Source organism: Kitasatospora sp. NPDC097605 (assembly GCF_040302725.1).
GTDB lineage: Bacteria > Actinomycetota > Actinomycetes > Streptomycetales > Streptomycetaceae > Kitasatospora.
Genome location: NZ_JBEOSF010000010.1, coordinates 178,741 through 193,399, shown reverse-complemented (window position 1 = coordinate 193,399; position 14,659 = coordinate 178,741). Strand labels below are relative to the sequence as shown.

Genomic DNA, 14,659 nt, shown 5'->3' with positions numbered 1-14,659 from the left:
CAGCCGGTTGCCCGGTAGCGAAGCGGTAACCGAGAGTCGAACCGATGAACGACAAGCCCTCCCCGTCCCGCACCGGCCCGCCGGCCCGCCGCGACTTCCGGCTCCTGCTCGCGGGAGCCGTCGCGGCGCAGGCGGGCAGTCAGGTCACCCTGGTCGCGCTGCCGCTGGTGGCGGTGGTGGAACTCGACGCCACGCCCTTCCAGGTCGGTCTGCTGACCGCCGCCGAGACCGCCGCCTTCCTGCTGGTCGGCCTGCCCGCCGGCGCCTGGCTGGACCGGATGCGCAAACTGCCCGTGCTGGTCCGCTCCGACGTCCTGCGCTGCCTCGCCGTCGGGTCGATCCCGCTCGCCGCCGCGCTGGACCTGCTCAGCCTGCTCCAGCTCTACCTGGTGGCCCTGGTCACCGGCGTGGCCACGGTCTTCTTCGACGTCGCCCACCAGTCCTTCCTCCCGGTGCTGCTGCCGCGCGAGCGCCTGGTCGCGGGCAACGGCGCCATCGAGACCGTCCGCTCCTCCGCCCAGATCGCCGGCCCCGGCCTCGGCGGTGGACTGGTCCAACTGCTCGGCGCGCCACTGGCGATCGTCGCCGACGCGGCCGGATACCTGCTCTCGGCGGTGCTCCTCGGCCGGATCCGCGCCGAGGAGCGGCTGCCCGCGCCCGACCCCGCACGCTCACTGGGCGCGGACGTCGCGGAGGGCCTGCGGTTCGTGACCCGGCACCCGCTGCTGCGGGTGATCGCCGCCACCACCGCGCTGTCCAACCTGTTCGGCGCCGTGCTGATGGCGGTGCAGACCGTCTTCTGGGTAAGGGTGCTGGAGCTCTCGCCGGCCGCGATCGGCATCCTGCTCTCGGGCACGGCCGTCGGCGGACTCGCCGGCGCGCTGTGCGCCGGCCGGCTCGCCGCGCGGCTCGGGCAGGCCCGGCTGATCTGGCTGGCACCCCTGGTCACCGCACCGTTCGCGCTGCTGTGGCCACTCGCCGACGGCGCCGCCGGTCCGGTGCTGTTCGCGGTCGGCGGGGTGGCGGTGCTCTTCGGCGCGGTGGTCTACAACGTCGCCCAGGTGAGCTTCCGGCAGAGCCTCTGCCCGCCCCGGCTGCTCGGCCGGATGAACGCCACCATGCGGTTCCTGGTCTGGGGCACCCTCCCCCTCGGCGCCCTGCTCGGCGGCACCGTCGCCGACGCGGCCGGCCCGCGCACCGCCCTCTGGCTCTGCGCGGCGGGCCTCCTGGTGACACCGCTGCCCCTGCTGCTCTCCCCCCTCCGCAGCCTGCGCGACCTCCCGTCCACCCCACCGGAAGCCGCCGACATGGACCCCGTGGACACCCGGACGCCCTGACCCGACCCGAAAGCGGAGACCCTCCCGTGCACTCCAGCATCACGGCCGCCCACGAGTCCCTCACCCCGCCGGACGACCCGCCCCCGCCCGCCGGCGGCCGGCGTCGCCCCCTGGCCACCCGCCGAGGCCTGCGCGGCGCCGTCGCCTTGCCTCGGCTGCGCCGGGCCGGGCCGCCGTCCGGTCGGATGATCGGCACCGGGCGCAGCACCGGGGGGTGTTGGCCCCGGGCCCGGGTGGCCGCTCGGCGGACATCGTCGATGTGGGCTCCGAGGACATCCGAACGCTCTTGGGCCGTCGCACGGCAGCCGGTGCTGCGTGGGGCCTCGGTGGCGGATGTGCGTCCGCGTGGCCGGACGAATCGTGCGCCGTTGTTCCTCACCTCTCCACGCGGCACCGTCGGCCTGCCCCGGCTGCACCGGACCGCCAGCCGGCAGCCCGTGCCGCGCGTTTGCGCTCCGGCGGGCCCGTTGATCCAGCTCGTGCGCGGCCCGCGGGATCTGCCGTCCGCGCCACCGGACGTCGCCGACGCGGACCCCGTGGACACTCGAACGCCCTGACCCGACCCGAAAGCGGAGACCCTCCCGTGCACTCCAGCATCACGGCCGCCTATCTCGCCCGCTACCGGTCCCTCGCTGCCGTCGCCGAGCTTGGCCCGGCGGGGTTGCTTCCGCTCACCGGTGCCCAGCGCCGCTTTCTGATCACCCGTCGCCGCGATCCGCGTGGTCGGACGGACATCGTGCCGCTGTTCTTCGCCTTTCCGCGCGGGGCGGTCGACCTGCCCCGGCTGCGCCGTGCCGCCGTCCGGTTGGCCGGCCACCACCCGGTGCTGCGTGGCGGATTCACCGTGCAGCGCGGCACGCCGGTGCTGCGGTTGGGTGAGCCGTCCGTCGGGGTGGCCCGGGTCGCGGTCGACCCGGGGGAGGCCCCGGAGGGGGTGGACGGGCCGGTGCGGGCGGCGCTGCGGCGGGCGTTGCTGGACTGGCCGGACGACGGTCCGGTGCTGCGTCTGCTGCTGGCCGCCGCGCCGGGCGACGACGAGGAGGTGCTCGCCGTCGCCCTGGACCACGCCGCCTGCGACGAGCAGTCGCTCGGCCTGGTCACCGAAGGGCTCGGCGCCGCCTACGCCGTGGACGGCGAGACGGCCCCCGCCGCCGCCCAGGACGAGGCCGTCGAGGCCTACCGGGCAGCGGTGGAGGGCCAGTTGGCCACCGAGGCGAACGCCGCGAGCGAGGCCGCGCGGGCCCACTGGGCCGCCCGGCTCGGCGCCCTCGGTGGGCCGGCGCGGGATGTGCGGCCGGCCGGGGCCGCCTGGTCGACCGGCATGGCCGTCGAACGGCTGCCCGCGGTGACCGGAGCCGCCCGCGGTGGGGTCTTCCCCGCCCTGCTGGACGCCGTGGCCGCCGCCGCGCAGCACCTCGACGGCGACGGGCGGGTGCTCGCGCTCGGCTACCCGTGGGGCGGCCGCCCGGCGGACGCCGACCCGGTCCTCGGCTGCTTCCTCAACACCCTCGTCCACCCGGCACCGCCCGGCCCGCCGCGTGACCTCGACGCACTCGGCGCGGCCTGGTGGGACGACCTCGACCACGCGGACACGCCGTACGACGAGGTGGTGCGCGCCGCCCGCACGGCCGGGGCGAGCTGGTCCGGCGCGCTCGACGGCCTGCTCACCTTCGAGGACCTGCACCGCCGCCCGCCGCTGGTGCTCGGCGGGACCGCCGGGCGGGAGGTTCACCTGGCCGGCCGCCCGCTCGCCGCGCCGCTCGCGGTCTCCGCCTCGCACGGTGCGGACCTGCTGGTCCGGTTGGCCTGGGACCGCGAGCGCTACGCCGATCCCGCGGCGGAGGCCGCCTTCGAGCTGGTGCTCGCCACCCTGCGCCGCCACCTCGGCGCGGCGGCCTGACCCCGTCGGCCTGACCCCGGCGGCCTGACCCCGTCGGGTCCCGCCGCCACCTCGGTCCACCCCGGCCCGCACCGGCTCCATCGAACCGAACAACCACCCGACACAGCAAGGGAGTTGCCCATGTTCGCACTGTCCTCCTCGCAGCAGATCGTCTGGCTGCACGAACAGCTGCTGCCCGGCAGCCGCGCCTACAACTTCACCGCCGCCCTCGACCTCTGGGGCCCGCTCGACACCGACGCGCTGCGCGCCGGCCTCGCCGCCGTGCTCGCCCACCACCCCGGCCTGCGGCTCGAACTGGTCGAGCAGGCCGAGGGGTTGCCGCTCCAGCGGGTCGGTGTCCGGAGCGAGCCGCGGCTGCGCACCAGCGACCTGAGCGCCGAGCCCGACCCCGAGACCGCGTTCCGCACCCTGCTCGCCGCCGAGGCCGAGGAGCCGCTGGACACCACCGAGGCCCCGCTGCTGCGCTGGCACCTCGCGAAGCTCGGCACCGACCACCACCGGCTGATCCACGTCGAGCACCACCTCGTGCACGACGGCCACTCCTTCGCGATCCTGCTGCGCGACCTGTTCACCGTCTACCGCGCACGGGTGCTCGGCCCGGCCGACACCGCCGTCACCCTGCCCGCCGCGCCCTCCTACGAGGACCACGTACGCGCCGCCGAAGCCGACCGCGCGGCTGACCGTGAGCGCGGACTCGCCCACTGGAAGCGCGAGTTGGCCGACGCCCCGCTCGACCTCGCGCTGCCCGGCCTGGCCCGCCCCGGCGCGCGCCGCCGCCACCGCGGCGGACAGCTGCGCCAGTCGATCGGCGCCGACCTCGCCGAGCGGCTGCGCGAGCGCGCCAAGGCCGACGGGCACACCCCCTTCTCCACCCTGCTCACCCTCTTCGCCGAACTGCTGCGCCGCCACAGCGGCCACCGCGAACTGGTGGTCGGCACCGCGGTCGGCAACCGCCCGCCCGGCTTCGAGGGCACCGTCGGCATGTTCGTCAACACCGTGCCGCTGCGCCTGCGGCTCGACCCGGACGCGCCCGGCACGGAGGCGGTGGACGAGGTGACCGACGTGCTGTTCCGCGCCCTGCCGCACCAGGACGTGCCCGTCCAGGAGCTGACCCGCGCACTCGGCCGGCACACCTCCGGCACCGACAACCCGCTGTTCAGCGTGATGTTCAGCGCCCACGACGCGCCGCTGCCCGACGTCCAGGCACCCGGCCTGGAGGTCTCGCTGTACGAGGGGTTCAACACCGGCACCACCCGCTTCGACCTCGACCTCGTCCTGCTGCCCGACGACCGGCGGGTGGTCGGCGAGAAGCACGGCGCGGCCGGTATGACCCTGGTCTGGGACTACGACGCCGACCTGTTCGGCGAGCCGGTCGCGACCCTGCTCGCGGAGCGGCTGCTCGACCTGCTGCGCGGCTACCTCGACGGCCCGGACGTCCCGCTCGCCGACCTCGCGTCCCGCCCCGCCCCGGCGGAAGCGGCCGCCGGAACCACCCCCGAACCGGCCGCCCCCGAACCGAACACCCCCGAACCGGCCGCCCCCGAACCGACCACCCCCGAACCAACCACCCCCGAACCGGCCGCCCCCGCCGAAGCACCGGAACCGGCCGACCTCGACCCGGCCGCCGCCCACGACCCCACCGCGCTCGCCCTGCTCGCCGGCTCCGAGCGGCTGAGCTACGGCGACCTCGACCGCCGGGTCGGCGAACTCGTCGAGCGCCTGCGCGCCGCCGGAGTGACCCCCGGCCAGCCGGTCGCCACCGTCCTGCCGCGCGGCGTGGACAGCGTGGTCGCCCTGCTCGCCTGCCTGCGGCACGGCGCGGTGTACGCCCCGCTGTCCGCCGAGGACCCGCAGGCCCGGCTCGGCCTGCTGCTGGACCGGCTCGCCCCGGCGCTGGTGCTCGCCACCCGGCAGAGCGCGCTCGCCCTGCCCGCCGCCGTGGCCCCGGCGCTGCTGGACGGCCCGCCGTTCCCCAAGGCCGAGCCCGCCGCCGTGCTCGACGGCGCCGCCTACCTGATCCACACCTCCGGCTCCACCGGCGTGCCCAAGCCGGTCCTGGTCGGCCGCGGCGCGCTGGCCCGCTGGACCACCGCGCTCGCCGCCCGCTACGGCCTCGGCCCCGCCGACCGGGTGCTGCTGTTCGCCCGGCCCTCCTTCGACGTGGCGCTGGAGGAGGTGCTGCCCTCGCTGTCGGCCGGCGCCGCCCTGGTGGTGCCGCAGCGCGAGGTGCCGACCGGGCCCGAGCTGGTCGCCGTGCTGGCCGCCCGCGGCGTGACCGTCGCCAACCTGCCCACCAGCTACGCCCTCGCCGTCCGCGCCGACCTGCGCGAGGCGCTGGCGGACGGCCGCTGGTCCCCGCGCCTGCTGGTCCTCGGCGGCGAGCGGCTGCCCGCGCGCGCCCTGCGCGGGCTGACCGACGGCACCGCCGTCACCGTCCTCAACGCCTACGGCGTCACCGAGGCCACCGTCACCTCCACCGTGCACGAGATCACCGCGGCGGACCTCACCCAGGCGGACCTCACCCAGGCGGACGAGGACGCCGACGGGGACGAGGACGCCGGCGGGGCCGGGCACGCCGACGCCGCCGAGATCCCGCTCGGCACCGAACTGCCCGGCGTCCGGGTGCACGTCCTGGACGCCGGCGGACAGCCGCTGCCGCCCGGCGCCGTCGGTGAACTCGCCATCGGGGGAGCGCTGCTGGCCGACGGCTACCTCGGCCTGCCGGAGGCCACCGAGGCCCGGTTCACCACCCCGCCCGCGCTCGGCGGCGAGCGCGTCTACCGCACCGGCGACCGCGGCTACCGCGACCTCGACGGACGGCTGCGCTTCCTCGGCCGCCAGGACAACCAGGTCAAGCTGCGCGGCTTCCGGATCGAGCTGGAGGAGATCGAGGCCGCCGCCTCCGCCGAACTCGGCGGCCGCTCCTGCGCCGTCGTCCTGCACCACGACGGCACCGCGGGTCCGCGCCTGCTCGGCTTCCTCGACGGCGGCCCGCGGCCCGACCAGGCCGCCCTGCACGCCGCGCTGGCCCGCCGGCTGCCCGCCGGCCTCGTCCCGGCGTCCTGGACGGCGCTCGACGCCATGCCGCTGCTGCCCGGCGGCAAGCCCGACCGGACGGCCCTCGCCCGGCTGGCCGCCGAGGCAACCGCGCTCGCGGACCCCGCCGACCCCGCCGCGCGCGCCGACGGGGCGGACGGAGCCGACGGAGCCGACGGAACCGCACCGCAGCCCTTCACCGACCCCGGCCAGCTGCTGATCGCCGAGGCCTGGCAGGAGGTGCTCGGCCACGACCGGTTCACCGCCGGCTCGCACTTCTTCGAGGTCGGCGGCCACTCCCTGCTCGCCGCCCGGCTCGCCGCCTGGCTGGAGCCGCGGCTCGGCAGCCGGCCCCCGCTGCGCACCCTCTTCCAGCACCCCGTCCTGGCCGACCAGGCCCGCGCCCTGACCGGAGGCCACCAGTGACCAGGACCACCGCCCCCGGCCTCTCCGCGCCGTCCGCCGTCCTCGAAGCCGGGCACCGCGAACTCACCGACGCCTTCGAGAGCTTCGTGCGCCGCGAACTCGACCCGCTCGCCGCCGAGTCGGGCGAGTCCGCCGAACAGCCCCCGGCCGACCTGCGGGCCTATGTGCGCAAGCGCTCCGCCGCCCTCGGCTTCTACGCCGGCGACTACCCCGAGGAACTCGGCGGCGCCGGCATGCCGTTCACCGCCGTCGTGCAGCTCCACCACGCCGCCGGCCGCAGCGGCTGCCCGCTCGCCCCCTACGCGCTGGCCGGCTCCGACGGCCCCAGCCCGCTGCTGCGGTACGGCACCCCCGAGCAGATCGAGCGCCACCTCGTCCCGCTGGTCCGCGGCGAACGCACCCGCTGCCTCGCGCTCACCGAACCGCAGGCCGGCTCCGACGCCTTCCGGCTCAGCACCACCGCCGTCCGCGACGGCGACGGCTGGCTGCTGAACGGCCGCAAGACCTTCGTCAGCAACGCCGACCGCGCCGACCTCGCGCTCGTCGTCACCGCCACCGACCTCGGCGACGGCGCCGGGCCGACCGCCGGCGCCACCACCTTCGTGCTGCCCATGGACCACCCGGGGCTGCGCATCGGCCAGCGCTACGAGGGCATGTCCGGCGAGCCGCTGTTCGAGCTGACCATCGACCGGCTGCACGCCCCGATGTCCGCCGTCATCGGCGGCGAGGCGGGCGTCGCCGCCGCCACCGGGCTCGCCATGGACAGCCTCTCCCGGGGCCGGCTGGTGGTCGCCGCGATGTGCAACGGCATCGCCGAGTACGCCCTGCGGCTCGGCGTCGAGTACGCCCGCGAACGGCGGGCCTTCGGACAGCCGATCGGCGACTACCAGCACATCCAGGAGCACCTGGTGCGCACCCGCGCCGAGGTCGAGGCCGCCAAGCTGCTCACCCTCGCCTGCGCCCGGCTGGTCGACGACGGCACCGAGGCCCCCGAGAACGCCGCGCTCGCCAAGCTGACCTCCTCGGAGACCGCCGTGCGGGCCGTCGACCGCTCGCTCCAGGTGCACGGCGCCACCGGCTGGGTCCGCGGCCACCCGCTGGAGTACCTCTACCGCTACGTCCGGATGACGACCATCATCGAGGGGACCTCCGAGGTCCAGAAGGTGATCGTGGCCCGGGCCATGGGCCTGGGCTGACCCCGTACCGACGACCATCGACCGACGTCCGGAGGACTGACCATGACCACCACCCCGGCCCGCCCCGTGCCCGGACTCCTGCCCGGCCGCTCCGTCGCCCACGGCAGCCCGCACCGCGACGGCGCCGTCCTCGACCTGTTCACCAGCTGGGCCCGCCGCACCCCGCACGCCCCCGCCCTGACCGACGGCGGCCTCACCCTGGGCTACGCCGAACTCGACCGCCTCGCCGACGCGGTGGCCGGACAGCTGGCCGAGCACGTGCGGCCCGGCGAGCTGGTCGGCCTCTGCCTCGACCACTCCGCCGCGCTGGTCGCCGCCACCCTGGCCGTCGCCAGGATCGGCGCCGTCCACCTGCCGCTCGGCCCGCGCCCCGGCGAGCGCCGGCTGCGGGCCGTCGCCGAACAGCTGCGCCCCGCCTGTCTGATCGGCGACCCGGCGCTGCTGCCGCCCGCGCACCGGGACGGCCGGCACCTGCCGCTCGCCGCCCCCGGCGCGCACGGGATCGTCGCCGCCTTCGCCGACCCCGCGGCCACCGGAGGGAGCGCCGTCAAGGCGCCCAGGGGCGCCCAGTACACCGTGCTCACCTCCGGCTCCACCGGCCTGCCCAAGGCCGTCGCGGTCGGCCAGACCGCGCTCGGCGCGCTGCTCACCTGGTACCGCGAGCTGACCGGCCTCGGCCGGGGCGACCGGCACAGCCTGCTCATCGGCGTCGCCTTCGACCCGCACCTGATGGAGCTGTGGGCCGCGCTCAGCTCGGGCGCGGCACTCGTCGTCGCCCCCGACGCCGTCCGCTGGGACCCGGCCGCGCTCACCGACTGGTGGCGCACCGCCGGCATCACCGTCGGCGTGCTGCCCACCCCGCTCGCCGAGCCGGTGCTGGACCGACCCTGGCCCGCCGACCTGGCGCTGCGCCACCTCATGGTCGGCGGCGACCGGCTGCGCCGGGCCCCCGGACCGGACGTCACCGCGACCGTCCACAACGCCTACGGCCCGGCCGAGGCGACCGTCGTGACGACCGTGCACACCATGCCCCCGGGCGTCGGGCACGGCGCCGGTGCCCCGCCGATCGGCCGCCCGATCCCCGGCGCGATCGTCCTGGTGACCGACGAGAACGGCCGCCCGCTGCCGCTCGGCGAGGCCGGCGAACTGCGGATCGGCGGCCAGGGCCTGGCCATCGGCTACCTCGACGCCGCGCTGACCGCCGAGCGCTTCGTCTCCGCGCCCGACGAGGTGGACGGCACCGACCGGGTCTACCGCACCGGCGACCGGGTCATGATGCGCCCGGACGGGGTGCTGGAGTTCCTCGGCCGGCTGGACGACCAGGTCAAGGTCAGCGGGGTGCGGATCGAGCCGGCCGAGGTCGAGGCCGCCCTCGAACGCGACCCCCGGGTGCGGCGCGCCGCCGTCGTCGCCCGCCCGGCCCCGGCCGGCGGCGGCGCCCAGCTGCTCGCCTTCGTCCAGCCCGCCGCCGACGGCGAGCCGGTGGACGGCGCCCTGCTGCTGGACGCGGTGCGCCCCTGGCTGCCCGAGCAGGCCGTGCCGGGCGTCCTGCGGCTGGTCGACACCTTCCCGCTGGACGCCAACGGCAAGATCGACCGGGCCGCGCTGCTCAAGGCCGAGGAGACCGCCGCCCAGCAGGGCGGGCGGCCCGCCGAGGAGGCACTGACACCCACCGAGCGGACCGTGCTGCGGCTCTGCCGCGACCTGCTCGGCCGCACCGGCCTCACCCTCGCCGACAACTTCCTGGACGCGGGCGGCACCTCCGTCACCGCGGCCCGGCTGCTCGCCGCCCTGGAGGAGGCGTGCGGCGTGCGGCTGCGCGCCCCGCTGCTGCTGCGCCAGCCCGACCTGCGGGCCGTGGCGCGCCTGCTCGACGAGCGCCGTCCGGACATCGCCGGCTGACCCGGCGGCCGCCGCTCCCCTCCCTCCCACCCTCGCACGGCGCCCCGGCCACCGCCGGGGCGCCCGGAAGGCTGACCACCCATGACCTCTCCCGCCGCCACCACCGTCCCGGCGACACTCCTGGTCACCGTCGCGGCTTCCGCTCCGACGACCGTCCCGGCGCTGATCGCCCGGCAGGCCGCCGAGCGCCCCGACGCGCTCGCCGTCACCGACGGCGCCACCGTCCTGACCTACCGCGAACTCGTCCTCAACGCCCGGAGGCTGGCCGCCGAGCTGACCGACCGCGGGGTCGGCCCCGGCGCCGCCGTCGGCGTGCTCTGCGCCCGTTCGACCCGGGTGGCCGTCGCCCACCTCGCCGTCTGGTGGGCCGGCGGCCACGTGGTCCCGCTCGACCCGGCGTACCCGGCCGCCCGGCTCGCCGCGATGATCGACGACGCCGGAATCCGGCTCACCCTCGGGGACAAGGCGCTGCTCGCCGACCTCGGGCTGCCCGAGGACCGCTCCCTGGTGCTCACCGGGACCGGCCCCGCCGGCGCCGGGACCGGGAGCGACCCCGAGCCCGCCGACCCCGACCGGGGCGCCGTCGCCGTCGTCTACTACACCTCCGGGTCCACCGGGCAGCCCAAGGGCGTCCTGGTGCCGCACCACGCCGTCGCCGACCTGGTCACCGCCCCCGACGGGATCGCGCTGCGGCCCGGCGACCGGATGCTGCTCCGCACGTCCGCCGGCTTCGACCTCTCCACCCTGGAGCTGTGGGGCCCGCTGGCGAACGGTGCCGCGCTGGCCGTCTCGTCCTCCGAACGCCCCAGCGCCGAGGACCTCGCCCGCGACGTCGAACGGTTCGGGGCCACCCACGCCGTCCTCGCCACCGCCCTCTTCCACCAGCTGGCCGCCCGCCGCTCGCGGATCTTCGGCGTGCTGCGGACCGTGGTCGTCGGCGGCGAGGCGCTCGCCGCCGAGCACGCGGGCGCCGTGCTGCGGACCTTCCCGTGGCTGCGGCTGGTCAACGGCTACGGCCCGACCGAGGCCACGACCTTCGCCACCCTGCACCGCGTCCGGCCCGCCGACTGCGCGGGCCCGGTGCCGATCGGCCGGCCGTTCGGCGGCACCGGCACCGCCGTCCTCGACGAGGACCGTCGGCCCGTTCCGGACGGCACCCGCGGTGAACTCTGGCTGACCGGCCGGCTGGCGCTCGGCTACCTCGGCCGGCCGGAGCTGACGGCCGAACGGTTCGTGGAGCTCCCCGGCCTCGGCCGGGCCTACCGAACCGGCGACCTGGTCTCCCGGCGGCCGGACGGCGTGCTGGAGTACCACGGCCGGCTGGACGACCAGGTGAAGGTGCGCGGCTTCCGGATCGAGCCCGGCGAGGTCGAGCACGCCCTGTGCGGCCTGCCCGAGGTGGCCGAGGCGGCGGTCGTGGTCCGCCGGGCCGGCCGGGAGGACGCCGCACTCACCGCGTGCGTGGTGCCCGCCGAGGGCGGCCGCCCGACGCCCGAGGCGCTCCGCCGCCGGCTCGCCGAACGGCTCCCGGCCCACCTGGTGCCCACCGCCTGGACGGTGCTCGACGCCCTGCCGCTCACCACCAGCGGCAAGGTCGACCGGCGGGCGCTGGCCGTCGACGAAGCCGAAGCAGTCGACGCAGCCGACGAGGCCGCTCCCGCTCCCGCGGCCCCGGCCGCGCCCGCCGCGCTCACCCCGATCCAGCAGGTGGTCGCCGCCGCCTGGTCGCGCGCCCTGGAGCAGGAGGTGACCGCCCCGGACGCCGACTTCTTCGCCGAGGGCGGGCACTCGCTGCTCGCCATGTGGGTGGTCGACGACCTCCGCGAGGACCTCGGCGTCGACCTGCCGCTCGGCGACTTCCTCGACCACCCGACGGTGGCCGGCCAGGCCGCGCTGGTCGAACGCGCCCTGCTGGCGGCCGAGGCCGCCGAGGCCGCCGAGGCGGGGGAGTCCGGCCGATGAGCACCCAGTCCGCCCAGGCCGACCTGCTCCGCCGCGCCCGCCGCCGCACCTCGGCCACCTCGGCCACCTCGGCCACCGCGCCCGCCGGACCCGCCGTGCCCGCCGCCGGTGCCTCCGGCCCGGCCCCGCTCTCCCACGCCCAGCACCGGATGTGGCTGATGGACCGCCTCGGCCAGGGCGGCCCCCGCTACCACGTCCCGCTCGCCACCCGGCTGCGCGGCCCGCTGGACCTCGACGCCCTCGCCGCCGCCCTGACCGGCCTCACCACCCGCCACCACGTCCTGCGCACCCGCTACGGGCAGGGCGACGACCACGCCGAGCAGACGGTCGGCCCCGCCGCCCCCGTCCCGCTGCCCGTGCGCGAGGCCACCCCCGAGGCCGCCACCGCCCTGCTGCGCGCCGAGGCGGCCCGGCCCTTCGACCTCGCCACCGGCCCGGCCCTGCGCGCCCTGGTGCTCCGGCACGCCGCCGCCGACCACACCCTGCTGCTCACCCTCCACCACATCGCCGTCGACGGCGGCTCGCTGCCCGTCCTCGCCGCCGAACTCGCCGAGCTCTACGCCGCCGCCGCCGACGGCCGCCCGTCCGCCCTGCCCGAACCCGAGCTCCAGTACGCCGACTACGCCCGATGGGAGCGCGCCCGCGACGACCGGCTCACCGCCGCGGCCGCCGAACGGGCCGCCCACCTCGCCGGAGCCCGCCCGCTGCCGCTGCTGCGCGCCGTCCCGCCCGGCACCCCCGGGCGCCGCGCCGTCCTGCACACCGCCCCGCTCACCCCCGCCACCCTCGACGGCCTGCGCCGGCTCGGCGCCCGGCACGGCGCGACCGCGTTCACCGTCGTGCTGGCCGCCGCCTTCGCCGTCCTGCGCACCGCCACCGGCGGCTCCGACCTGGTGCTCGGCTGCGCCGGCGGCCACCGCGCCCGGCCCGAACTGCGCCGGCTGGTCGGCCTCCAGGTCAACACCCTGCCCGTGCGGCTGCGCGGACCCGCCGGCGACCCGGTCTTCACCGGGCTGCTGGCCGCCGTCCGCACCGCCCTGCTCGACGCCCAGCGGCACCACGAGACGCCCTTCGACCTGATCGTCGAACACCTCGGCCCGGCCGCCCGGGGCGAGGACGGCACCCCGCTGCTCGCCGTGAGCTGCGACCTGGTCCGCCCGGCGGAGCCGCCGGCGCTGCCCGGCCTCACGGCGGAGGCCGTCGAGGTCGACCTCGGGCTCGCCAAGTTCGGGCTGTCCCTGCTGGTCGAGGACGGTCGCGAGCCGCGCTGCCTGCTGCAGCACGACCCGGCGGCGCTGGACGAGCCCACGGCCCGTCGGCTGCACACCGCCTTCACCGACCTGCTCACCGCCGTCGCCGCCGACGCCGGCCGCCCGCTCTCCGAGCTCCCCGGCGAGCGCCTGACCACGGCCGGCCGCGAGCACCCCGCCGTCACCGCCCTGCTCGCCGACCCCCGGGTCACCGACGCCGCCCTCCACGTCGCCGAGAACGGCCCCGCCCTCGCCTACGCGACCGTCCGCGGCCCGGTCGCCCCCAGCGGCGCCGACCTCCGTGCCGCCCTGCGCCGCAGCCTCCCGGAACCCACCCGACTCCCGCTCGCCGTCACCCTGCTGGACCGCATCCCGCGCCACCCCGACGGCACCCTCGACGCCGCCCGCCTCCCCGGCCGCGCCGCCGACCCGGTCCGGCTTCCCGAGGTCCTGGACGCGTTCGCCGAGCTGTTGGGCGTGCGGCCGCCGGCGGACGGGGACTTCCTCCGGCTGGGTGGTCACTCGCTGCTGGCGGTGCAACTGGCCGAGCGCCTGCGTACGGGCTTCGGTCTGCCGCTGACGGGGCTGGAGGTGCTGGAGCACCGCACCCCGCGCGCCCTGGCCGCCCTGCTCGCCACCCGCGCCGCCGAACGCCGCGCCGCCCCCGGACGCGGCGGCACCGTCGGGGCGCGTGCCGGGACGGTGCTGCTCACCGGTGCCACCGGGGGCGTCGGCGCGGCCGTCCTCCAGGAACTCCTCGCCCAGGGCCGCCCCGTCCGGGCGCTGGCCCGCCCCGAGTCGGCCCACCTGGTGGCCGGTGTCGGGGTGGAGGTGGCCGAGGGCGATCTCGCCGACCCGGACAGCCTGCGCCGGGCCGTCGAGGGCGTGGACACCGTCATCCACGCCGCCTGCACCTTCACCCGGCACGCCGTCGACGTGGCCGCGATGCGCGCGCTGGTCGAGGGCTGGCGCGGCGCCGGCGGGTTCGTCCTCGTCAGCAGCGTCGACGCCTACGGCCGCCCCGCCCCGGGCGAGGTCCCCGAGGGCGCCCCGCCGGCCGGACCGCTCACCCCGTACGGCCGGGCCAAGCTCGACTGCGAGCGGATCCTGCTGGACGCCGCCGGGCGGGCCTGCGGCCCGGTCTCGGTGGTCCGCTCGCCGATCGTCTGGGGCCCGCACCGCCGGCTGCGCGACCAGCTCCGCTGGGGCGCCACCGGCGCGCTCCACCAGGCCGCGCGGGCCGGCCGGCCGATCGTGCTGCCGCCGCTCGACACCGGCTGGACGGGCGCCGGCTGGGTGCACTCGGCGGCGCTCGCCCGGGCCGTCACCGAGAGCGCCGCCCGCGCGCCCGGCCGGATCGTCAACGCGGTGACCGGCCACGTCTCCTGGGCCGATTTCACCGCCGAACTGGTCCGGCTGCTCGGCTCCTCCAGCCCCGTCACGCACGGCCCGGACGCCGACCCCGACCTGCTGCGCCCCTGGCGCTACCGGGCCGACGCGCTGGCCGGGGCGCTGCGCCCGGAGCCCGGCGAGGACTGGCGCGAGGTCCTCGCCGCGATGACGGCCGGTACCCCCGCCGCAGGCTGAGCACGAGCGGACACCCCGGGGCCGGAAGGCCCTCGGGGTGTCCGCTCGGTCACCGCCGGCGCG

General features: G+C 77.7%; 7 protein-coding genes. All 7 read left to right on the top strand.

The features are described from left to right. Positions 1-44: 44 nt before the first annotated feature. The 7 genes from ABTX81_RS14530 (at position 45) to ABTX81_RS14500 (ending at position 14,596) form a co-directional block, all read left to right on the top strand. Entirely contained in the window at positions 45-1,337 is a 1,293-nt protein-coding gene (locus tag ABTX81_RS14530; protein ID WP_350544511.1) for an MFS transporter, read from the top strand. 583 nt (positions 1,338-1,920) lie between these two features. Then, complete coding sequence (locus ABTX81_RS14525; RefSeq protein WP_350544509.1) at positions 1,921-3,237, top strand: non-ribosomal peptide synthetase; 1,317 nt, start codon at positions 1,921-1,923, stop codon at positions 3,235-3,237. Between the two features lie 120 nt (positions 3,238-3,357). Further along, a complete protein-coding gene (locus tag ABTX81_RS14520) occupies positions 3,358-6,699 on the top strand; it encodes a non-ribosomal peptide synthetase (RefSeq protein WP_350544506.1) in 3,342 nt (1,113 codons plus the stop codon). Continuing rightward, entirely contained in the window at positions 6,696-7,895 is a 1,200-nt protein-coding gene (locus ABTX81_RS14515; protein ID WP_350544503.1) for an acyl-CoA dehydrogenase family protein, read from the top strand. Before ABTX81_RS14520 ends, ABTX81_RS14515 begins: the two co-directional genes overlap by 4 nt. 42 nt (positions 7,896-7,937) lie before the next feature. Then, positions 7,938-9,797, top strand: a complete 1,860-nt coding sequence (locus ABTX81_RS14510) for a non-ribosomal peptide synthetase (protein ID WP_350544501.1) — start codon at positions 7,938-7,940, stop codon at positions 9,795-9,797. Positions 9,798-9,878: 81 nt separating this feature from the next. Continuing rightward, positions 9,879-11,759, top strand: coding sequence for a non-ribosomal peptide synthetase (locus tag ABTX81_RS14505; RefSeq protein ID WP_350544498.1), 1,881 nt, complete (start codon positions 9,879-9,881; stop codon positions 11,757-11,759). After that, entirely contained in the window at positions 11,756-14,596 is a 2,841-nt protein-coding gene (locus ABTX81_RS14500; RefSeq protein WP_350544495.1) for a condensation domain-containing protein, read from the top strand. Before ABTX81_RS14505 ends, ABTX81_RS14500 begins: the two co-directional genes overlap by 4 nt. Positions 14,597-14,659: the final 63 nt, after the last annotated feature.

Coding starts and splice junctions, on each gene's coding strand:
- ABTX81_RS14505 (WP_350544498.1), top strand. CDS start 9,879: ATGACCTCTCCCGCCGCCACCACCGTCCCGGCGACACTCCTGGTCACC.
- ABTX81_RS14530 (WP_350544511.1), top strand. CDS start 45: ATGAACGACAAGCCCTCCCCGTCCCGCACCGGCCCGCCGGCCCGCCGC.
- ABTX81_RS14510 (WP_350544501.1), top strand. CDS start 7,938: ATGACCACCACCCCGGCCCGCCCCGTGCCCGGACTCCTGCCCGGCCGC.
- ABTX81_RS14520 (WP_350544506.1), top strand. CDS start 3,358: ATGTTCGCACTGTCCTCCTCGCAGCAGATCGTCTGGCTGCACGAACAG.
- ABTX81_RS14500 (WP_350544495.1), top strand. CDS start 11,756: ATGAGCACCCAGTCCGCCCAGGCCGACCTGCTCCGCCGCGCCCGCCGC.